Origin of the sequence: Georgenia sp. H159 (genome assembly GCF_035607575.1) — a bacterium.
Lineage (GTDB): Bacteria > Actinomycetota > Actinomycetes > Actinomycetales > Actinomycetaceae > Oceanitalea.
The window spans coordinates 142,719-161,169 of record NZ_JAYDZY010000006.1 but is presented as its reverse complement, the minus strand read 5'-3'; the positions used below and the strand labels follow the sequence as shown (position 1 = coordinate 161,169).

Genomic DNA, 18,451 nt, shown 5'->3' with positions numbered 1-18,451 from the left:
AGCGTGGGTGCCGCGTGGCGGCACGTCGACCCGGTGCCCCGCACCCGTCCGGGTCGCCGCCGCGGTCAGCCCCGCGCTGCAGGTGGGCCGCCCCCGGCTGCGCTGTCCGTGACGGATGTGACGATCTCCTGCGCCACGACGCGCAGCTTGACGTTGCGGTGCTGGGAGGCCGCGCGCAGCACCGCGAAGGCCTCCTCCGCGCTGCACCGGTTCTGTCCCATGATGATGCCCATCGCCTGGTCGATGACCGACCGCGACGTCATGGCGGCCCGGAGCTGCTCGGTGAGCTCGACGTGCTGGACCAGTCGCACAGCCAGGCTCAGCGCCCGGGAGGCCTCGTCGGCGAACCGCTGTGCCTCGGCCGTCTCGCGTTCGCCGAAGGCGTGGGATCTCCGGGAGTAGAGGTTCAGCGCCCCCACCGCCTGGTCTCCGCCGTCGAGCGGCAGGGAGAGGATCGAGCGGATCCCCATGGCGAGGGCCGGGAGCCGGTACTGCGGGAACTGGTCGTCGGTAGCGAGATCGCCGATGATCGTCGTCTCACCTGTGCGAAGCGAGGTGAGGCACGGGCCCTCGCCCCTCGCGTACTGCACCTCGTCGTACTGCGCTGCCTCGGCGTCGCTGCTGGCCACGGTCATCGCATGACCGTCCCGGGAGACCGTCACGCCCGCGTGGACCTGGCCACTGACGACGGAGGCCGCCAGCTCGGCGAGCTCCTGGAGGAAGCCTTCGACGTCCTCGGTCCCGAGGAGCAGGCTCTGGAGGGTGTCACGCACGGCGGTCTCGGTCGATGTCGCGGTGTGGTCGTGCCGGGCCATGACTCACGGACGATCCCTGGGGTATGGGCCCAGCGTTGTCGTGCACCGGGGACGGCGCGCCGCTGTCGGCGCGTTCGGGGAGACACCAGCATCTCCATCATCACACAGGTCCCGATTCTCTGTCCCGCCGCGTCCGCATGCCTTATGGTTGCCGCAACGGTTCGGACCGGAGCCGCGGCGGATTTCGCCGGCCGGGGTGCTTGCTGCCACCCGGAGACTGCAAGGTCTGGGAGGTGGCGGCCGTGGCACTGGAGCCCGTTCGTGACGCACCGCCGTGGGCGTCCGCAGGGCAGCTGACGGTGGAGGCCGGGGACGGCTTCGGCGGCCCCCACGTCGTGGTCAGCGGGGAGCTCGACGCCAGCACTGCGACCGCCCTGGCAGCGGCCCTGGTTCCGAGCCCCGAGCCCGACGGCGGCGACCTGGTCGTCGACTTCCGGAAGGTCAGTTTCTGCGACGTCGCCGGGCTCAACGTGCTGGCCGAGGTCGGATCCCGCCTACGCCGCCACGGACGGCGGCTCGTCGTCTACGGACCGTGCGCGTCCCTGGAGATCCTGCTCGACCTCGCGGGCTCGGCAGCGCCAGTGGAGCTCACGCCCGCGCCTCCGTCCTGAGCGCGGCCCGTCTCGCGATGCCTCAGCGCTCGCGTACACGTAGCCTGACGGCACAGGGCTCGTGACGTCATCGGCGCGGGAGCCGCAGGCTCACCGGAGGGGAACGCCACGTGCCAGCAGGGCCCAGTTCCCCACCCGAGGAACGACCCCCCGTGGCGACGGACGCGGCGCTCGGACAGTGGTCGTTCTCGCACGTCGGTGACCTCTCCGAGCTGCGCGCGCGGACGGCCGAGGCCGCGTCGGGGGACGGCCTCGAGCAGGCCGGCCGAACCGCGCGACAGCTGCTCGTGCTCGCGGTGAGCGAGCTCGCGACCAACGGGCTCAAGTACGGTGCCCCACCCCTCGTCATCAGCCTGTACCGGACTCATGAGGGCTGGCTGGTCGACGTCCAGGACGGCAACGTCGACGAGGCCCCGGTACCCCGCGACCCCGTGCCTGGGCAGGCGGGCGGCCACGGCCTGCGGGTCATCGGTCGGGCGAGTACGGCCTGGGGCTGGTACCGCGAGCACACCGACGCACCGCGCAAACACGTGTGGGCCCACCTCCCGGCAGCTCCGGACCTCGACCGCTGAACCCGGCGAGCGATGGCATCCTGTCGGGATGCAGCGCACCCTCGCCGTCGGCGCCATGGGCGGGACCATCGGCATGACGGCTCCCGCTCCCGGGGCCGCCGCCCAGCCCCGCCTCGACGCGGACGCCCTCGTCCGGGGCGTTCCCCAGCTCGCCGACCTCGCCGGCCTGCGCACGACGACGGTGTGCACCAAGCCCTCGGCCTCCATCGACCTCGTCGACGTCCTCACCGCGCTCGGGTGGGCACGCGACCAGGTTGACGACGGCGCACACGGCGTCGTCCTCACGCACGGCACCGACACCCTCGAGGAGACGGCCTACCTCCTCGACGTCCTGTGGGACCGCCCGGCACCCCTCGTCGTCACCGGGGCGATGCGGCAGGTCGACCTGCCGAGCACCGACGCCCCGGCGAACCTCATCGCCGCCGCACGCGTCGCCCTCGCGCCGGAGGCCCGGGAGCGGGGAGTGCTCGTCGTGCTCAACGACGAGGTCCACCTCGCCGCCCGTGTCACCAAGCACAGCTCCACCGCGCTGGACGCCTTCGGCTCACCGGGCTTCGGCCCGGTCGGCCGGGTCCACGAACACCACCCCCGCTTCACCGCGCCGAGGACACCACGCCCGCCGGCCCTCCCGGCACCGGGCCCGGGACCCGTCGACGTCGCCCTCGTCGCGGCGCCCCTGGCCGACGACGGCCGGCTGGTGCGGGCCGTGCTCGACGCCGGTTTCACCGCCGTCGTCGTCGAGGGCACCGGGCTCGGTCACGTCTCGGCCGACACGTTCGGTGAGCTCGCGGCGGCGCTGGGACGCGGCGTCGTCGTCGTGGTCGCGTCGCGGACGGCGCGGGGCGGCACCGGCCGGGCAACCTACGGGTACCTCGGGTCGGAGACGCGGCTCATCGAGGCGGGTGCGCTCATGGCGGGGGAGCTGACCGGCCCCAAGGCCCGGCTGCTGCTCCATGTGCTCCTCTCCGCCGGGTACCGGGACGCGCAGCTCGCGGCGGCGCTCGAGCAGCGCTCCCTCGTGTGAGCGCCGTGGGACCAAGGACCCTGCACGCGGCAGCGACAATCACGCAGACTGGACATATGCCTCGAAACCGCACCGCGGCCGCCGCAGCCGCCGCCCTGCTCCTGTCCCTCACCGCCTGCTCAGCGACCGACGCCCCGGGCGACGCGTCCGCGCCGGCTGCCGACGCGCCACTGCTCGCCGCGTACGACCTCGACGGGCTGAGCGGCAAGGAGATCGTCGACCACCTCGACCGTCTCGGTGGTGCCGACCGGCCCGCCGACCTCATGGCCTCGGTCCGAGCCGAGGAGCTCGTCGTCACCGACGGGAGCGAGGAGCTCGCCGTCGAGCTGCCGGAGGAGGAGTTCTACGTGTCCTTCGCGCCGTACGTCGACTCCACCCACGAGTGCTACTACCACTCGCTCACCACCTGCCAGGGGGAGCTCGTCGAGCAGGACATCGACGTCACCCTCACCTCGAGCGACGGCGACGTCCTCGTCGACGAGACGACGACGACATACGCCAACGGGTTCGCCGGCTACTGGCTGCCGCGGGGCTTCGAGGGAACCCTCGAGGTGAGCTACGACGGGTACACGGGCGAGGTCCCGATCGCGACCGGGCCCGAGGACCCCACCTGCATCACCACGCTGCAGCTGACCTGAGCCGGGCAGCGCGCGGGCGCTCGGCAGGCCGTGCGGTCCGCTCGTCGAGCGCCCTCAGCTGCGCCGGTTGATCACCGCGAACGCCACGGCGAGCGCACCGATCTCGGCGAGCAGCAGGACCGCCAGGGCCGCGGACGTGTCGACCCCGAGGGCGACGGCGATCCCTGCGACCCCGGTGAGCGGTAGCGCCAGCAGTCCCAGGACGGCGAGCGAACGGGTGAGCACGGCGTCGTCCCGCTCGTCGCCGGACTGCGTCCAGCCTCGCTCGAAGGTGGTCGTCTGCTCCGGCCGGCGTGCGGTCCGCCACGCCATGACGGCGAAGCCGACCAGTGCGATGCCACCGCCGGCGAGGAAGCCGTTGCCCATGTTGCCCGGCGCGTGCTCGCGCAGGAGCAGTCCGACGCTCACCAGGGCGGCGACGGCGAGCAGGCAGAGGCCGGCGACGAGTGCCTTCTGCCTGGTGGTGAGCTCAGTGACCGGCATGGAAGATCTCCTCGACGTGGCGGTTGAAGTGGCGCGCGATCGCGATCGCGAGGGGGAGTGACGGGTCGTAGCGGCCCGTCTCGATGGAGTTGACCGTCTGGCGCGAGACCTGCAGCGCCTCGGCGAGTGCGGCCTGGGAGAGTCCGGCGGCGAGCCGTAGCTCGCGGACGTCGTTGCGCATCCGGCCTCCAGTGACAAGCCTGCTTGACCATGGAAAGTGTGCTTGACACGCGGCAGGGTGTCAAGGTCCCTTGTCGGGCCGGCGTGCGAGGAGGCCCCTCCGGTGCCCAGCGGGGACGGCCGTTACCGGTGCCCGGCCGCGGAGGCGCCGTCGTCCGCCGGCTCCTCGACCGGTGCGACCCCGCCGAGGACCCAGCGCAGGCTGCCGGTCGCGACGTGGCCGGCGAGCCGCCCGCCTGTTGCGTCGCGCAGCGGGTGGTCGGGGAGGCGCAGCGGCTCACGCGCCCACCGGGGCAGGGTCGCGACCGCCGCGCGCCCGATGAGGGCGTACCCCGCACGTGCCGTCCCGGTCACGGGCGGGCGGTGGAGCAGGAACTCCGCCGCCTCGAGCGCCTCCGGGGTCGACTCCAGCTCGGGGCGGTAGGCCGCGAGGGACTGCTTGAGCTCGGCGTACGACGTCGGCACCGACTCCCCGCCCAGGCGTCGGGCCACCCCCGCGGCCTGCGCCACGTAGGTGTCGGTCTCCGCGGGTGTCAGCGCGCGCGACCCGAAGCGCTGGTGCGCGGTGAGGAAGCTGTCGATCTCGGCGATGTGCACCCAGGTGATGAGGTGCGGGTCGTCGGCGCGGTAGGGACGGCCGTCCGCCGTCGTCCCGCTGATGTGCCGGTGGACCGCCCGGACGACGGCGATGGCGCGCTCGGCGTCCTCGACGCGCGCGTAGGTCGTCTCGGCGAGGAAGGTGCTCGTGCGCGCCAGCCGCCCCCACGGGTCGGTGCGGTAGTCCGAGTGCTGGGCCACCGCCGCCATCGCGAGCGGGTGGAGCGACTGCAGCAGCAGCGCGCGCAGCCCGCCGACGTACATCGACGCGTCCCCGTGCACGCGCTGGATCGGGTCTCCGGCCGCGAACCACCGCGGCCCGGGCTCACCGTGGATGCGCTGGCGCGCCTCGTGCGCCTCCGGACCAGCCACCCGGGACAGGAGCACGTCACTGAGCCGCTTACGCGCGGCATGCACTGGCGTCATGCCCTCCAGTGTGCGGGGGCGCTGCGCCTGCCGCGCGCCCGAGACCCAGGGATGTGAGTCTCGCCCCGAGCCGTGTGCGCACGCGGGCACGACCACTAGTGTCCGGGTGGTGACGGCAGACCAGCAGCGACCGCCCGAGCGGCTCCTGACGGTCTCCGCGTGGGGACGGCTCCAGCTGGACCGCTAGTCCCGGTCGGCGCCGAGCCGGCCGAGCACCTCCCCAAGCTCGCGCCACCCGCCGTCGAGCCGGGCGACCCGGTCGTGGAGCCGCCGTGCGGCAGCTGCGGTCTCCCGCTCCTCGTCGGAGGCGAGCAGGTAGTCGTAGCGCCGGTCGAGCAGGTGGGCGGTGCCTGCTGCGTGCGCGGCCAGGAGGTCGAGCACGATCGCCAGGTCGCGCGACTGCTCCTCGGGCCGCTCGCACGTGGAGGCCGCGACGTACTCGAAGACGCCCTCCCACAGCCGCGCCTTGCCCTCGACCCGCCGGCGGTCCAGGACCGTGCCGAGGGGGGCCCGTGGCTCCTCTCCCGAGGGGCCGTGCTGCCGGAAGTCGACGACCTCGTGCGCCAGCCGGAGGAAGTTGTCGTCGGTGAGCGAGGCGCCGACCACGAGCAGGTGCCGCGTGAGCATGAGCGACTGGACCACCGAGCCCATCGGTCGGGAACGGGAGTCGTAGCGGACGAAGTCGCTGCGGGTGAGGACGATGCTTGCGGGGTCGTTGACGTCGCCGTGCATCTTGAGCAGCCAGGGGCTGTCGCTGCGCGGCTCGTCGTAGGGCAGCACGGGTACCGGACCGGTGCCGCTGATGTCGCGGACGGCCTTCTCGTAGAGCGCGTCGTAGTTCGTCGTGACGACCTCCCGGCAGCCGAGGGCCGCGAGGAGGCTGTGGGTGATCGCGTACCGGCTCACGCGGGAGGACTCCTGCGCGACGGCGTCGCCGAAGTCCTCACCGAGCTCACGGCGGAGCAGCTCGGCACGGTCGAGGGCGGAGGGGACGTCGTCGAGGTCGATGTCGTGGCGCTCGGCGATGGTCGAGATCAGCGCCTCCCACGACGGGAGGCCGGCGGCCATGCTCACCCCGGCACCGATGAACAGCGCCAGCTCCCCGCACCGCGCCCGCCCGGCGAGCTCACGGGCCGCGGCCGCCGTGTCGCGACCGAGGTCCGGCTCGAGGCCCGTCGCGAGCCGGGCGCCCTGGAGGGCGGTGTAGTCCGACGCGCTGGCGGCGACGACGACGACGTCGAGGTCGTGCCGCGAGACGACGTCCCGGCACGTCGCGAGCTGCTGGTCGACGACCGTCCCGGTGATCTCCCCGAAGCCGCCCCCTCCCGTGCCGAGCGTCGGCAGCGCCACGAGCACCTTCTCGCGTCCGGCGCCGGGAGCCGGCCGGGTGGCGGCGATGTCCTCCAGCGCGCCACGCAGCCGGTCCATGACAGCGGCGAGCTCCTCCACGGCGGGGCCGGGGCCGCGGACGACGTCGACGAACCACGCCGGCTGAACCAGGTCCGGCGACCGGCCGCGCCCGAAGCCGCGCTCGCGCCATCCCTCCGGTTCCAGACCTGCGACCTCGTCCTCCGCGACCCCGCCGAGAGCGGCGTGCCACGGGGGCTCCACGACGAAGTCCCGGTCCGTGGGCACGACGATCGCATCGCAGTCCAGGTTCCCGATCCGGCCCTGGACGACGAAGACGTGACCGCCACGCATGCCTCGACGGCACTCGGAGCGATCCTGAATCGCGCATGCACAACCCGTGGACAAGGGTGTGGACAGGATATCCCGCGCGTCCCGGAGCCGACGCGCCTACCCTGTCGCCACCCGACCCCGGAGGACCGCCATGTCTGCCACCGACCGTCGCCCGTTCGCCGTCGTGACGGGAGCCTCGAGCGGGATCGGCCGCGAGGTCGCCCGCGTGCTCGCCGAGGAGGGGTACGACCTGCTCCTGTGCGCGGAGGACCCGGCCGTCGAGGAGGCGCAGTACGACATCCCGGAGCTCGCCGTCGAGTCCCTCCAGGCGGACCTGGCGACCTACGACGGTGTGGAGGACCTCGTCGAGGCGGTGGGGGACCGGGCCGTCGACGCCCTCGTGCTCAACGCCGGAGTCGCCGTCGGCGGGCCGTTCGTGGAGACCGCGCTCGACGACGACCTCGAGCTCATCGCGCTCAACATCACCTCCGTCGTCCACCTGGCCAAGCGGCTGCTCCCGCGGATGGTCACGGCCGGCAGCGGCCGGGTGCTCGTCACCGGCTCGGTGACGAGCATGTTGCCCGGCCCGTACTACGCGACCTACAGCGCCTCCAAGGCCTTCGCGCTCAACTTCGCCCAGTCGGTCCGGTACGAGCTCAAGGACACCGGGGTCACCGTCACGACGATGATGCCCGGCCCCACCGACACCGAGTTCTTCGAGCGCGCCGGGATGGAGGAGACCCGCGTGGGGCAGAGCGACAGCAAGGACGACCCGGCCGAGGTCGCCCGTGACGGCGTCGCCGCGATGCTCGCCGGCAAGGACGACGCCGTCGTCGGGTCCACGGTGCGCAACACCCTCATGTCGCGGGCCTCCAAGGCGCTGCCCGAGCAGGTCAAGGCCGCCACGCAGGCGCGGCTGACGAAGCCGCAGGACGACTGACCGCGAGGCGCGTCGTCCGGCGTCACCTGCTCGGGCTGGCACGATTGGCACCATGACACGACAGGTCAGGATCGCCGTCCAGCTCCAACCGCAGCACGCCGACTACTCCCAGATCCGCGACGCCGTCGCCCGAGCGGAGGAGGCGGGCGCCGACATCATCTTCAACTGGGACCACTTCTTCCCGCTCACGGGCGAGCCCGACGGCAAGCACTTCGAGTGCTGGACCATGCTCGGCGCCTGGGCGGAGCAGACGAGCCGGGTGGAGATCGGCGCGCTCGTCACGTGCAACAGCTACCGCAACCCCGAGCTGCTCGCCGACATGGCCCGCACCGTCGACCACATCAGTGGCGGGCGGCTCGTCCTCGGGATCGGCGCGGGCTGGTTCGAGCGGGACTACGACGAGTACGGCTATGAGTTCGGCACGGCCGGCTCGCGACTGGCCGACCTGTCCCAGGCACTGCCGCGGATCGAGGAGCGCTGGGCCCGGCTCAACCCCGCGCCCACCCGCGACATCCCCGTGCTCGTCGGTGGCGGAGGAGAACGCAAGACGTTGCGCTACGTGGCCGAGCACGCCGACATCTGGCACAGCTTCGCCGATCTCGAGACGCTCCAGCGCAAGAGCGAGGTGCTGGCGCAGCACTGCGCGGACGTCGGGCGGGACCCGGCCGAGATCGAGCGGTCGGTGGCCGTGCGTGGCTCCCCGCGGGACGTCGGTGACGCCCTCGTGGCAGCCGGCGCCACCCTCTTCACCGTGTCCGCCGGCGGCCCCGACTACGACCTCTCGCAGCTGCGCGAGTGGGTCGCCTGGCGCGATGCACGCTGAGCCGCGCGGCGCCCAGCCGCGTCCCGAGGACCACCGCCGTGCCGAGCCGCCCGCGGCGGACACGCGTGGGTCCCAGCCGCTGCACCAGCTCGGCCGCGGCTTCCTCATGGGAGCTGCCGACATCGTCCCCGGTGTCTCCGGGGGCACCATCGCCCTCGTCCTGGGGATCTACGAGCGCCTCGTCGCGGCGATCTACACCGCGGCCTCGGCGCTCGGCGCCCTGCTGCGCGGCGACGTCCGGGAGACCGGGCGCCGTCTCGCGGCGGTCCCGTGGCTGTGGGTCATCGCCCTGGTCACCGGGATCGGTGCCGCGATCGTGCTGCTCTCGGGCTCGCTCGAGCGGCTGCTCACCGAGCGGCCCGAGGCGATGGCCGGGCTGTTCTTCGGGCTGATCGTCGGTGCCGTCGTCGTCTCGTGGCGGCTCGTCAAGCGGCCGGCGCCGCGGCTGGCGGTGGTGGCGGTCGTCGCGGCAGCAGCGTTCTTCCTGTTCCTCGGGCTCCAGGACTCGACCCACGCCTCGGGGACCGAGGCGGTCACCCGTCCCGCCTGGGCGTTCTTCCTCGCCGGGGCCGTGGCGATCTGCGCGATGATCCTGCCCGGGATCAGCGGCTCGTTCATCCTCGTCCTGCTCGGGATGTACACCGAGGTGCTCGGTGCGGTGAACGACCGGCAGATCGGGGTGCTGCTGCTCTTCCTGCTCGGGGCGGGGCTCGGCCTCGCGGCGTTCTCCTCGCTGCTCACCTGGCTGCTCAGCCGCTACCACGACCTCGTCCTCGCGGCGCTCATCGGGCTCATGCTCGGCTCGCTGCGGATCCTGTGGCCGTGGCCGCACGGGCTGGACAGCACCGAGCTCGGCGCACCGGGTGACCCGCTGCTCGGACCGGTGCTGCTCGCGGTGCTGGGGTTCGTCGTCGTCGTCGGGGTGGACCGGCTGGGACGGGTGTTCGCCGACCGTCACGACCGGGCGGCCTGACGCCGGACCGTGGCCGACTGTCGTCGCGGACGTGACGGCAGCCACGTCCGCTTGCCGAGCGTGGCGGTGCGCCGGACCGTTGGGGGATGACGAACGAGCAGCGGCTGCAGCGGATCGCGCGGGAGCAGTTCGGCTGGCAGGACCTGCGCGGCGGCCAGCTCGAGGCCATCGAGGCGGCGGTCTCCGGCCGCGACGTCCTCGCCATCATGCCGACCGGCTACGGCAAGTCCGCCATCTATCAGGTGGCGGGCGTCGTCCTCCCGGGGCCCACGGTCGTCGTCTCCCCGCTCATCGCGCTCCAGGGGGACCAGATCGCGGGCATCACGGAGGCTCCCGAGGCCCCGGAGGCGGTCGCGGTGAACTCGGCGCAGCGCGCCGCGGCGCGTGACGAGGCGTGGCACGCGGTGACGAACGGGGACGCCGAGTACGTCTTCCTCTCCCCGGAGCAGCTCGCCAAGGACGACGTCGTCACGCGCCTGGCCGAGATCTCGCCGTCGCTCGTCGTCGTGGACGAGGCGCACTGCGTGTCGGCGTGGGGGCACGACTTCCGTCCCGACTACCTGCGCCTCGGGCACGCGATCGACCGTCTCGGGCGCCCGACCGTCGTCGCGCTCACCGCGACGGCAGCCCCGCCCGTCCGGGACGACATCGCCGACCGCCTCGGCCTGCGCGAGCCGGTCCTCATCACCCGCGGCTTCGACCGCCCGAACCTCGAGCTGCGGGTGGTCCGCCACACCGACGACGCGGGCAAGCGGCGGGCGGTCCTCGAGGACGCGGCCACGCTGGAGGGGCCGGGCCTGCTGTACGTGGGGCGGCGCAGGGACACCGAGCGGTACGCCGCCGAGCTCACCGAGCGCGGGCTGCGCGCGGAGGCCTACCACGCGGGCCGGCGGGCGGCCGACCGGGCCCGCGTGCACGAGGAGTTCTCCGCCGGCGCCCTCGACGTCGTCGTCGCCACCTCCGCGTTCGGCATGGGCATCGACAAGGCCGACGTCCGGTTCGTGCTCCACGCCGACCCGCCCGGGTCGCTCGACAGCTACTACCAGGAGGTCGGGCGCGGGGGACGCGACGAGGAGCCGGCGCTGGCGCTGCTGCACTACCGCCCCGAGGACCTCGGCCTGCGGAGCTTCTTCGCCACGGCCGGTGCGCGGGACGAGGACCTCACCGCGGTCCTCGCCGAGCTGCGGGCCGCGGGGCGGGCGGTCCGGCCTACCGCGCTGCGCGAGCGCCTCGACCTCCCGGCACGACGGGTCACCGCGGCGGTCAACCTCCTCGAGGACGTCGGCGCGGCGGCACGCACCCGGACCGGGGTGGTGGCGCGCGGGGACGACCCGGTGGGAGACGTCGTCACTCGGGCGCAGGAGCACATGGAGGCCCGGCAACGGGTGGAGCGCTCGCGGGTGGAGATGATGCGGGGGTACGCCGAGACGCTCGCGTGCCGCCGGGAGTTCCTCCTCGGCTACTTCGGGGAGGACTACCCCGGCCCGTGCGGGAACTGTGACACCTGCGCCGCGGGCACCGCGCAGGAGCGCGGCGGTGGGGAGGACGACGGGCTCGGCATGCAGGCGGAGGTCGTCCACGAGCTGTGGGGCCGCGGGACCGTCATGCACGCCGAGGAGGACCGCCTCACCGTCTTCTTCGCCGACGAGGGCTACAAGACCTTGTCGAAGGCGGTCGTGGAGGAGGAGCACCTCCTCCACAGCACCGAGTAGCCCCCGCCCGGGCGCCACCGGCGCCGGCAGGTGGACGCCCCTCGTGCCACCGACAGGCGGACGCCTCCTCATGTCGCCGACAGCCGGACGCCTCCTCATGTCGCCGACAGCCGGACGCCCCTCATGCCGCCGACAGCCGGACGTCTCCTTGTGCCGCCGACAGCGGAGTTGTGTCCGCGAACCGGCGGCCGCGCCCCACACGCGGTCGGCCCGTCGTCTCCGCCGACAGCCGGATCGTGGGGCCGGTCGGCGCCTGCGGTCGTGCCAAGGGCGGGACCGACACCGGCGAGCACCGGCGCAGCGCCCGCCGTAGCCTTCCGGGGATGGACCCCGCCGCAGCACTCAAGCGCGTGGCCTACCTCCTCGAGCGGGAGCGGGCCGAGGCCCGGCGTGCCACCGCGTTCCGCAAGGCCGCCCGCAGGCTCGAGGAGCTCGCGCCCGCCGAGCTGGAGCAGCGGCTGGCCGCAGGGACGCTCACCGAGCTGCGCGACGTCGGCTCCAGGACGGGCGCGGTGGCGATGGAGGCGGCACGGGGTGAGGTCCCCGGCTACCTGAGCACCCTCGAGGAGCGCGCCGGCGGGACGCTCGCCGAGGGCGGGGAGACGGTGCGCGGCTGGCTCCGCGGGGACCTGCACTCCCACTCGGAGTGGTCCGACGGTGGCACCCCGATCATCGACATGGCCCGCGCCGCAGTCGAGCTCGGCTACGACTACCTGGCGATGACCGACCACTCACCGCGGCTGACGGTGGCACGCGGGCTGAGCCCGGAGCGGCTGCGCGAGCAGCTCGACGCCGTCGCCGCGCTCAACGCGGACCTCGCCCCCTTCCGGATCCTCACCGGGATCGAGGTGGACATCCTCGAGGACGGCGAGCTCGACCAGGAGCCGGAGCTGCTCGCCCGCCTCGACGTCGTCGTCGCCAGCGTCCACTCCAAGCTGCGGATGGACCGGAGGGCGATGACCCGGCGGATGGTCGCGGCGGTGGAGCACCCGCTCGTCGACGTGCTGGGCCACTGCACCGGCCGGCTCGTCACCGGGGGGCGCGGCACGCGCCCCGAGTCGGAGTTCGACCCCGAGGCCGTCTTCGGCGCCTGCCTGGACAACGACGTCGCCGTCGAGATCAACTCGCGGCCCGAGCGCCTCGACCCGCCCATGCCGCTGCTCGAGCTGGTCGTGGACCTCGGCTGCCTCGTGTCCATCGACACCGACGCGCACGCTCCGGGCCAGCTGGAGTTCCTCGACCACGGCTGCGCCCGCGCCCAGCAGGCGGGTGTCCGGCGTGACCGGGTCGTCAACGCGCTCCCCACCCCCGAGCTCCTGGCCTGGACCAACCGGTAGCGCGCCCCCACCCCCCTCTCTCGCCGAGAGCGGGGTACTTGCCGAGCCTGTGGACGACGACCGCGTCCACACCCGCGTCCTGGCGTGTCGGTGGTCGGTGCTTGGCTCTGGTCAAGGAGGGCAGAGCAATGACGACCGAGACCCTGACATCACTGAACACCAACACGCTCATCGGCAACACCAGCCACCGGGGTACCGCCTGGCACTACCGGGCCGAGGAGCAAGGAGAGGAGTCCAACCACTACCCGGGACCCGTCCCGCCGGATGACGTCGCCCGGCGGCTGTTCGGCTGGAAGGCACTGTCGCTGCCGATCGCCGTGGAGCGCCCCGCCGACATCCTCACGATGACCCACCGCGGTGACGACGGCATGCCCATGCGGTGGGTCCAGATCGACGGACGCCAGGCCATCGCCCGCAGCGACGAGGACGACGGGCACGTGCTGGGCGTCTTCACCGACGCCTACGAGCCGCACCAGTACACCGAGTACCTGCTGACCGCGGTGGGCAACATCCTGGACGACTCACTGTCGATCAGCTCGGCCGGCGTGCTCCGCGGCGGGGCGGTCGCGTGGGTGGAGGTGAGCGTTCCCGAGTCGATCACCACACCCGAGGGCGTGGAGTTCCGGCCCAACCTGCTGGCGACCACCACGCTCGACGGGTCCCTGGCCACGACGTACAAGCGCACGGTGACCGACGTCGTGTGCGACAACACCCGCGCGGCGGCTCTGCGGGAGGACGGCGAGACGCTGAAGATCCGGCACTCGCGCCACTCCCGGCTGAGGCTCGCCTCGGCCCGGAGCGCGCTGAGCGTCGTCCACGGGCTCGCCGACTCCTTCGCCGCCGAGGTCGCCGAGCTGTGCCGCATCGAGGTCGACGCCCGGACGTGGGACCGGTTCCTCGACTCGTGGGTGCCGCTCGCCGACCCCGACGGCGCGCCCCTGTCACGCCGTCGGCGCCGGCTCGCCGAGGCAAAGCGGGACATGCTGGCCGAGGCCTACGTGCACGACAGGCGCGTGGCGCCCTGGGCCGGCACAGCCCACGCCGTGCTCCAGGCGGTGAACACCTACGAGCACCACCACAGCCCGACGACGTCGTCCCGGTCGGACCGCAACATGAGGCGCGCGGTCACCGGTGCCTACGAGCGGCTGGACCGGCGGGCATGGGACGTGCTCGAGAAGGTGCTCGCCGTATCGGGCTGACGGCGGTTGCGCGGCAGGGGGGGCGTCCCCGCGCCCTCAGGAGGGGCACACCCGGCGGCGAGCCGTTAGCGTGCCCGGAACACCCCGAACGGAAGGACCGGCATGGCACGCAAGACGAAGGACGGGTGGAGCGAGCATCCCGCACGGCTCCTGCGCGTGGATGACGACTTCTCGCTCGAGCAGCTCGACCGGCGCAGTACTCCCGGGTGGACGGGCACGAAGCAGCAGGGCAAGGAGGCAGCGAAGGCGCGCGGACCGCTGCTCTCCGAGCTGCAGGAACGGCTGTTCGCCCACGGACGCACCGGCGGCACCCGCTCGGTGCTGCTCGTCGTCCAGGGCATGGACACCTCCGGGAAGGGCGGGGTGGTCCGGCACGTCATCGGGATGGTCGACCCGCAGGGAGTTGCGCTGCGTGCCTTCGGTCGCCCCACCGAGGAGGAGCTGCGCCACCACTACCTCTGGCGCGTACGCAAGGCGCTGCCCAGCGGCGGGTACATCGGGGTCTTTGACCGCTCCCACTACGAGGACGTCCTCGTGCCCAGGGTCGAGGGGCTGGTCGAGCCCGAGGTCTGGGACAAGCGCTACGAGGAGATCAACAAGTTCGAGCGGGAGGTCGTCGACTCCGGCACGACGGTCATCAAGGTGGCGCTGATGACCTCACGCGAGGAGCAGGGGCTGCGGCTCATGGAGCGCCTCCAGCGCGTCGACAAGCACTGGAAGTTCGACCCCGCGGACGTCGACGCCCGGCGCACGTGGGACGACTACCAGGAGGCCTACGCCGACCTCTTCGCGCGGACGAGCACCGAGGTCGCCCCCTGGTACGTCATCCCGGCCGACCGCAAGTGGTACTCGCGCCTGGCCGTCACCGAGCTGCTCACGCGAGCGCTCATCGACCTCGACCTCTCCTGGCCCAAGCCGCGGTGGAAGGTGGAGACCCAGCAGCGCCGCCTCGCCGAGACCATGGAGGAGGCGACGCTCGCCGAGGCCGAGCGGTCCGCGAAGAAGGTCAGGAGGAAGGTCGAGGAGGACGAGAAGGCGTTCGCCGCCGCCGTCGCCCGGGCGAGAACCTGAGCTCGCCGATGCACGGGTGCCCCGGCGACGTCCCGACAGATTCCTGCGAGCGGCGTCAGCGCGCCCGGGGCTCGTGGACGTCCGGTCGCAGCCGCTCGGGGATCCGGTCGCGCTCGTAGGTGATCGTCGTCTGACCGTGCGGGGCGGGGCTGCCGTCGTCGGACAGGTTGACGAAGACGATGGAGTCGATGGTGAGGATCCGCCGTCGGGTGAAGAGATTGCGCACCTCGGCGCGCATGGTGAGCGACGTGGTCCCGAACCGGGTGGCGAGCAGGCCCATCTCGACGATGTCCCCCTGCTCCGCCGAGCTGAGGAAGTTGATCTCCGACATGTACTTGGTGACCACCCGCTCGTTCCCGAGCTGGATCATTGCGTAGATCGCCGCCTCCTCGTCGATCCACCGCAGCAGGCTGCCACCGAACAGCGTGCCGTTCGCGTTGAGGTCCTCCGGGCGGATCCACTTTCGCGTGCGGAAGCTGATGTCGTCGTCGGAGTGCATGAACCTCAGCGTAGGGCGGCGCGCCGACCGCGCACCTGCTGCCATACTCGGGCCCATGCCGTCCCCGCCGCCCACGGTCACCCCCTCCGCGGCCGCGCTCACCGCGGGACGCCAGGTCTGTGCGCGTCTCGACCCGCTGATGACCGCCGTCGGGTCCCAGGCCGGCTCGGTCGGCTACGGCGCCGACGAGGTCGGGGTGGTGTTCTGCGCGCAGCATGCGGAGTTCCGCTCCCGGTTCCCGGGTGTGGCACCGGACATCGACCAGCCCGACGACAATGCGTGCACGGACCTCAACGTCTACGTCGACGTCCGGAACCAGCCCCGGCTGGCCGAGGTGCACCTCGACGGCCACGGCGTGGACACGCTGCTCGCCGACGTCGGCCGCGACGACCTCGTCACGGCGGCGCACGCCCTCGGCCGGCGCACGGTTCGCACGGACCTGGACCGGCTCCACGGCCTGCTCCTCGAGATCTTCGGACGCGCCGCGTCCCCTGCCGCTCGGAAGGACTGGGAATGACGACCAACCACCCCGGCCCCCTGCTTCTCCTCGACTCCGCCGCGATGTACTTCCGCGCCTTCTTCGCGCTCCCGGAGTCGATGACGGCGCCCGACGGCACCCCGATCAACGCCGTGCGCGGCTTCCTCGACGCCATTGCGCGGCTCGTGGTCGCGCACCGGCCTTCCCGCGTCATCGCCTGCTGGGACGACGACTGGCGCCCGGCGTTCCGGGTCGCGGCCATCCCGTCCTACAAGGAGCACCGGCTCGCGGGCGACGGCGGCGAGGAGGTGCCCCCGGGCCTCGCCGTCCAGGTACCGGTCATCGTCGACGTGCTCACCGCGCTGGGCATCACCCGCCTCGGCGCCCCCGGGTACGAGGCCGACGACGTCATCGGCACGCTGGTCACCCGCGAGGTCGCCGCCGCGGACCGGGCACCGGAGGTGCTCGTCATGACCGGTGACCGCGACCTGTTCCAGCTCGTGGACGACGCCGCCGGCGTCACGGTGCTCTACCCCCTGCGTGGCCACAGGGAGCCGCAGCGGATCGACGAGGCGTGGCTGCGGGAGAAGTACGGCGTCGCCGGGGGACAGGCCTACGCGGACATGGCCACGCTGCGTGGTGACCCGAGCGACGGGTTGCCGGGTGTCGCGGGCATCGGGGAGAAGACGGCGGCCACGCTGCTCGCCCAGCACGGCACGCTCGCCGGGGTCGTCGCCGCCGCGCAGGACACGGGCTCCTCGCTCACCCCCACCCAGCGAAAGCGCATCCTCGCCGCGCACGACTACCTCGCCGTCGCGCCGACGGTCGTCCAGGTTGCCCGGGATGCGCCCGTCGCGGACGAGCGCGGTGAGCTCCCGGCCGCCCCGGCCGACCCCGACACGCTCCTCGAGCTCGCCGAACGCTGGGGGATCGAGTCGCCGCTCAAGCGGCTGGTCGACGCGTGCTCCGAGGTCGCGGGCTGACGCGGCACCCGTGAGCCGGGGCGGGAACTGTACCCTCGGCGCAGAGGGGTGACGACGAGAGGACAACCGCCGATGGACAGGCAGCAGGAGTACGTGCTCAGGGCGATCGAGGAACGCGACATCCGGTTCATCCGGCTCTGGTTCACCGACGTCCTCGGCGTGCTGAAGTCCGTGGCGATCGCCCCGGCCGAGATCGAGGCGGCGTTCGCCGAGGGCATCGGCTTCGACGGCAGCGCCATCGAGGGACTCACCCGGGTCTACGAGGCGGACATGCTCGCCAAGCCGGACCCGGCCACCTTCCAGCTGCTGCCCTGGCGCGGGGACGAGCAGGGTGTGGCACGCATGTTCTGCGACATCCTCACCCCGGACGGCGAGCCCGCGCGTTCCGACCCGCGCAACGTCCTCAAGCGCACCCTGGAGAAGGCGGGCGACGCGGGCTTCACCTGCTACACCCACCCGGAGATCGAGTTCTACCTCTTCGAGCAGCAGCAGAGCCCGGAGGACCCGCTGGTCCCGATCGACACGGCCGGCTACTTCGACCACGTCGCCCGCGGCACCGCGCACGACTTCCGGCGTGACACCATCACCCTGCTCGAGTCCATGGGCATCTCGGTGGAGTACTCCCACCACGAGGCCGGCCCGGGCCAGAACGAGATCGACCTGCGGTACGCGGACGCGCTGTCCACCGCGGACAACATCATGACCTTCCGGACCGTGGTCAAGGAGGTCGCCCTCCAGCAGGGGATCATGGCCACGTTCATGCCCAAGCCGCTCATCGGCGCGCCGGGCTCGGGCATGCACACCCACTTCTCCCTCTTCGAGGGCGACCACAACGCCTTCTACGACCCGGCAGGGGAGTTCCAGCTCTCCTCGACGGCGCGGTCCTTCCTCGCGGGCCTCCTGCACCACGCCGCCGAGGTCACCGCCGTCACCAACCAGTACGTCAACTCATACAAGCGCCTGTGGGGCGGGCTCGAGGCTCCCAGCTACGTGTGCTGGGGCCACAACAACCGGTCGGCGCTGGTCCGGGTCCCGATGCACAAGCCGGACAAGGGCCCCTCCACGCGCGCCGAGTACCGGGCGCTCGACTCCGCCGCGAACCCCTACCTCGCGTTCGCCGTCCTCATCGCCGCGGGGCTCAAGGGTGTGGAGGAGGGGTACGAGCTGCCCGAGGGTGCGGAGGACAACGTCTGGGCGCTGTCCGACGCCGAGCGCAAGGCCATGGGCATCAAGCCGCTCCCCGGCAGCCTCGAGCAGGCGGTCGAGGCGATGGAGTCCTCCGAGCTCGTCGCCGAGACCCTCGGGGAAGACGTCTTCGAGTTCTTCGTGCGCAACAAGATCCAGGAGTGGACCGAGTACCGCGCACAGGTCACGCCCTACGAGCTGCGCAGCCTGCTTCCCGGTATCTGA

Annotated in this window: 20 protein-coding genes; 14 read left to right on the top strand and 6 right to left on the bottom strand. The window is 72.7% G+C overall.

Annotation, left to right across the window (positions count from 1 at the left end; all coding sequences use genetic code 11):
- Positions 1 to 65: 65 nt before the first annotated feature.
- Positions 66 to 815, bottom strand: a complete 750-nt coding sequence (locus tag VR894_RS08915; RefSeq protein ID WP_324651029.1) for a GAF and ANTAR domain-containing protein — start codon at positions 813 to 815, stop codon at positions 66 to 68.
- Positions 816 to 1,057: 242 nt separating this feature from the next.
- Here VR894_RS08915 and VR894_RS08910 point away from each other — a divergent pair, with 242 nt between their 5' ends.
- From VR894_RS08910 to VR894_RS08895, 4 genes are all read left to right on the top strand, one after another.
- The gene (locus VR894_RS08910) at positions 1,058 to 1,426 is read left to right on the top strand and encodes an STAS domain-containing protein (protein ID WP_324651028.1); all 369 of its coding nucleotides are present in this window, start codon (positions 1,058 to 1,060) and stop codon (positions 1,424 to 1,426) included.
- Positions 1,427 to 1,578: 152 nt separating this feature from the next.
- Positions 1,579 to 1,998, top strand: a complete 420-nt coding sequence (locus VR894_RS08905) for an ATP-binding protein (protein ID WP_324651027.1) — start codon at positions 1,579 to 1,581, stop codon at positions 1,996 to 1,998.
- A 28-nt stretch (positions 1,999 to 2,026) separates the two neighbouring features.
- The gene (locus tag VR894_RS08900) at positions 2,027 to 3,022 is read left to right on the top strand and encodes an asparaginase (protein WP_324651026.1); all 996 of its coding nucleotides are present in this window, start codon (positions 2,027 to 2,029) and stop codon (positions 3,020 to 3,022) included.
- A gap of 56 nt (positions 3,023 to 3,078) precedes the next feature.
- Positions 3,079 to 3,660 carry a CueP family metal-binding protein gene (locus tag VR894_RS08895; protein ID WP_324651025.1) on the top strand — a complete coding sequence of 194 codons (582 nt, stop codon included), beginning with the start codon at positions 3,079 to 3,081 and terminating at the stop codon, positions 3,658 to 3,660.
- A 54-nt stretch (positions 3,661 to 3,714) separates the two neighbouring features.
- Here the strand turns inward: VR894_RS08895 and VR894_RS08890 are convergent, their stop codons facing one another.
- From VR894_RS08890 to VR894_RS08875, 4 genes are all read right to left on the bottom strand, one after another.
- On the bottom strand, positions 3,715 to 4,143 hold the full coding sequence (locus VR894_RS08890) for a hypothetical protein (RefSeq protein WP_324651024.1): 429 nt from the start codon (positions 4,141 to 4,143) through the stop codon (positions 3,715 to 3,717).
- The gene (locus tag VR894_RS08885) at positions 4,130 to 4,324 is read right to left on the bottom strand and encodes a helix-turn-helix transcriptional regulator (RefSeq protein WP_324651023.1); all 195 of its coding nucleotides are present in this window, start codon (positions 4,322 to 4,324) and stop codon (positions 4,130 to 4,132) included. The genes VR894_RS08890 and VR894_RS08885 overlap by 14 nt, the downstream gene beginning before the upstream one ends.
- Before the next feature lie 122 nt (positions 4,325 to 4,446).
- Entirely contained in the window at positions 4,447 to 5,346 is a 900-nt protein-coding gene (locus VR894_RS08880) for an oxygenase MpaB family protein (protein WP_324651022.1), read from the bottom strand.
- A 183-nt stretch (positions 5,347 to 5,529) separates the two neighbouring features.
- A complete protein-coding gene (locus VR894_RS08875; protein ID WP_324651021.1) occupies positions 5,530 to 7,047 on the bottom strand; it encodes an SIR2 family protein in 1,518 nt (505 codons plus the stop codon).
- A gap of 130 nt (positions 7,048 to 7,177) precedes the next feature.
- Here VR894_RS08875 and VR894_RS08870 point away from each other — a divergent pair, with 130 nt between their 5' ends.
- The 7 genes from VR894_RS08870 to VR894_RS08840 all read left to right on the top strand — a co-directional run bounded on the left by VR894_RS08870 (position 7,178) and on the right by VR894_RS08840 (position 15,081).
- A complete protein-coding gene (locus VR894_RS08870) occupies positions 7,178 to 7,966 on the top strand; it encodes an SDR family NAD(P)-dependent oxidoreductase (RefSeq protein WP_324651020.1) in 789 nt (262 codons plus the stop codon).
- Positions 7,967 to 8,018: 52 nt separating this feature from the next.
- Positions 8,019 to 8,789, top strand: coding sequence for an LLM class F420-dependent oxidoreductase (locus VR894_RS08865; RefSeq protein WP_324651019.1), 771 nt, complete (start codon positions 8,019 to 8,021; stop codon positions 8,787 to 8,789).
- On the top strand, positions 8,779 to 9,762 hold the full coding sequence (locus tag VR894_RS08860) for a DUF368 domain-containing protein (protein ID WP_324651018.1): 984 nt from the start codon (positions 8,779 to 8,781) through the stop codon (positions 9,760 to 9,762). The genes VR894_RS08865 and VR894_RS08860 overlap by 11 nt, the downstream gene beginning before the upstream one ends.
- Before the next feature lie 86 nt (positions 9,763 to 9,848).
- Positions 9,849 to 11,474 carry a RecQ family ATP-dependent DNA helicase gene (locus tag VR894_RS08855; protein ID WP_324651017.1) on the top strand — a complete coding sequence of 542 codons (1,626 nt, stop codon included), beginning with the start codon at positions 9,849 to 9,851 and terminating at the stop codon, positions 11,472 to 11,474.
- A gap of 323 nt (positions 11,475 to 11,797) precedes the next feature.
- Positions 11,798 to 12,811: a PHP domain-containing protein gene (locus VR894_RS08850; RefSeq protein WP_324651016.1), complete on the top strand. Its 1,014-nt coding sequence runs from the start codon at positions 11,798 to 11,800 to the stop codon at positions 12,809 to 12,811.
- Positions 12,812 to 12,939: 128 nt separating this feature from the next.
- Positions 12,940 to 14,010, top strand: a complete 1,071-nt coding sequence (locus VR894_RS08845) for a DUF932 domain-containing protein (protein WP_324651015.1) — start codon at positions 12,940 to 12,942, stop codon at positions 14,008 to 14,010.
- Between the two features lie 102 nt (positions 14,011 to 14,112).
- A complete protein-coding gene (locus VR894_RS08840; RefSeq protein ID WP_324651014.1) occupies positions 14,113 to 15,081 on the top strand; it encodes a PPK2 family polyphosphate kinase in 969 nt (322 codons plus the stop codon).
- Between the two features lie 55 nt (positions 15,082 to 15,136).
- On the opposite strand, the gene VR894_RS08835 is transcribed toward VR894_RS08840, so the two are convergent.
- Positions 15,137 to 15,580: an acyl-CoA thioesterase gene (locus VR894_RS08835; RefSeq protein WP_324651013.1), complete on the bottom strand. Its 444-nt coding sequence runs from the start codon at positions 15,578 to 15,580 to the stop codon at positions 15,137 to 15,139.
- Between the two features lie 55 nt (positions 15,581 to 15,635).
- Between VR894_RS08835 and VR894_RS08830 the strand changes: the two genes are divergently transcribed.
- The 3 genes from VR894_RS08830 (at position 15,636) to VR894_RS08820 (ending at position 18,451) form a co-directional block, all read left to right on the top strand.
- Positions 15,636 to 16,097 carry a hypothetical protein gene (locus VR894_RS08830; protein WP_324651012.1) on the top strand — a complete coding sequence of 154 codons (462 nt, stop codon included), beginning with the start codon at positions 15,636 to 15,638 and terminating at the stop codon, positions 16,095 to 16,097.
- Positions 16,094 to 17,041, top strand: a complete 948-nt coding sequence (locus VR894_RS08825; protein WP_324651011.1) for a 5'-3' exonuclease — start codon at positions 16,094 to 16,096, stop codon at positions 17,039 to 17,041. Before VR894_RS08830 ends, VR894_RS08825 begins: the two co-directional genes overlap by 4 nt.
- Positions 17,042 to 17,113: 72 nt before the next feature.
- Entirely contained in the window at positions 17,114 to 18,451 is a 1,338-nt protein-coding gene (locus VR894_RS08820; protein ID WP_324651010.1) for a glutamine synthetase family protein, read from the top strand.

Bases quoted from the DNA above. Each gene is read 5' to 3' on its own strand.
- VR894_RS08915 (WP_324651029.1), bottom strand. From the start codon at position 815: ATGGCCCGGCACGACCACACCGCGACATCGACCGAGACCGCCGTGCGT.
- VR894_RS08900 (WP_324651026.1), top strand. From the start codon at position 2,027: ATGCAGCGCACCCTCGCCGTCGGCGCCATGGGCGGGACCATCGGCATG.
- VR894_RS08895 (WP_324651025.1), top strand. From the start codon at position 3,079: ATGCCTCGAAACCGCACCGCGGCCGCCGCAGCCGCCGCCCTGCTCCTG.
- VR894_RS08890 (WP_324651024.1), bottom strand. From the start codon at position 4,143: ATGCCGGTCACTGAGCTCACCACCAGGCAGAAGGCACTCGTCGCCGGC.
- VR894_RS08885 (WP_324651023.1), bottom strand. From the start codon at position 4,324: ATGCGCAACGACGTCCGCGAGCTACGGCTCGCCGCCGGACTCTCCCAG.
- VR894_RS08880 (WP_324651022.1), bottom strand. From the start codon at position 5,346: ATGACGCCAGTGCATGCCGCGCGTAAGCGGCTCAGTGACGTGCTCCTG.
- VR894_RS08875 (WP_324651021.1), bottom strand. From the start codon at position 7,047: ATGCGTGGCGGTCACGTCTTCGTCGTCCAGGGCCGGATCGGGAACCTG.
- VR894_RS08870 (WP_324651020.1), top strand. From the start codon at position 7,178: ATGTCTGCCACCGACCGTCGCCCGTTCGCCGTCGTGACGGGAGCCTCG.
- VR894_RS08865 (WP_324651019.1), top strand. From the start codon at position 8,019: ATGACACGACAGGTCAGGATCGCCGTCCAGCTCCAACCGCAGCACGCC.
- VR894_RS08860 (WP_324651018.1), top strand. From the start codon at position 8,779: ATGCACGCTGAGCCGCGCGGCGCCCAGCCGCGTCCCGAGGACCACCGC.
- VR894_RS08855 (WP_324651017.1), top strand. From the start codon at position 9,849: ATGACGAACGAGCAGCGGCTGCAGCGGATCGCGCGGGAGCAGTTCGGC.
- VR894_RS08850 (WP_324651016.1), top strand. From the start codon at position 11,798: ATGGACCCCGCCGCAGCACTCAAGCGCGTGGCCTACCTCCTCGAGCGG.
- VR894_RS08845 (WP_324651015.1), top strand. From the start codon at position 12,940: ATGACGACCGAGACCCTGACATCACTGAACACCAACACGCTCATCGGC.
- VR894_RS08840 (WP_324651014.1), top strand. From the start codon at position 14,113: ATGGCACGCAAGACGAAGGACGGGTGGAGCGAGCATCCCGCACGGCTC.
- VR894_RS08835 (WP_324651013.1), bottom strand. From the start codon at position 15,580: ATGCACTCCGACGACGACATCAGCTTCCGCACGCGAAAGTGGATCCGC.
- VR894_RS08830 (WP_324651012.1), top strand. From the start codon at position 15,636: ATGCCGTCCCCGCCGCCCACGGTCACCCCCTCCGCGGCCGCGCTCACC.
- VR894_RS08825 (WP_324651011.1), top strand. From the start codon at position 16,094: ATGACGACCAACCACCCCGGCCCCCTGCTTCTCCTCGACTCCGCCGCG.
- VR894_RS08820 (WP_324651010.1), top strand. From the start codon at position 17,114: ATGGACAGGCAGCAGGAGTACGTGCTCAGGGCGATCGAGGAACGCGAC.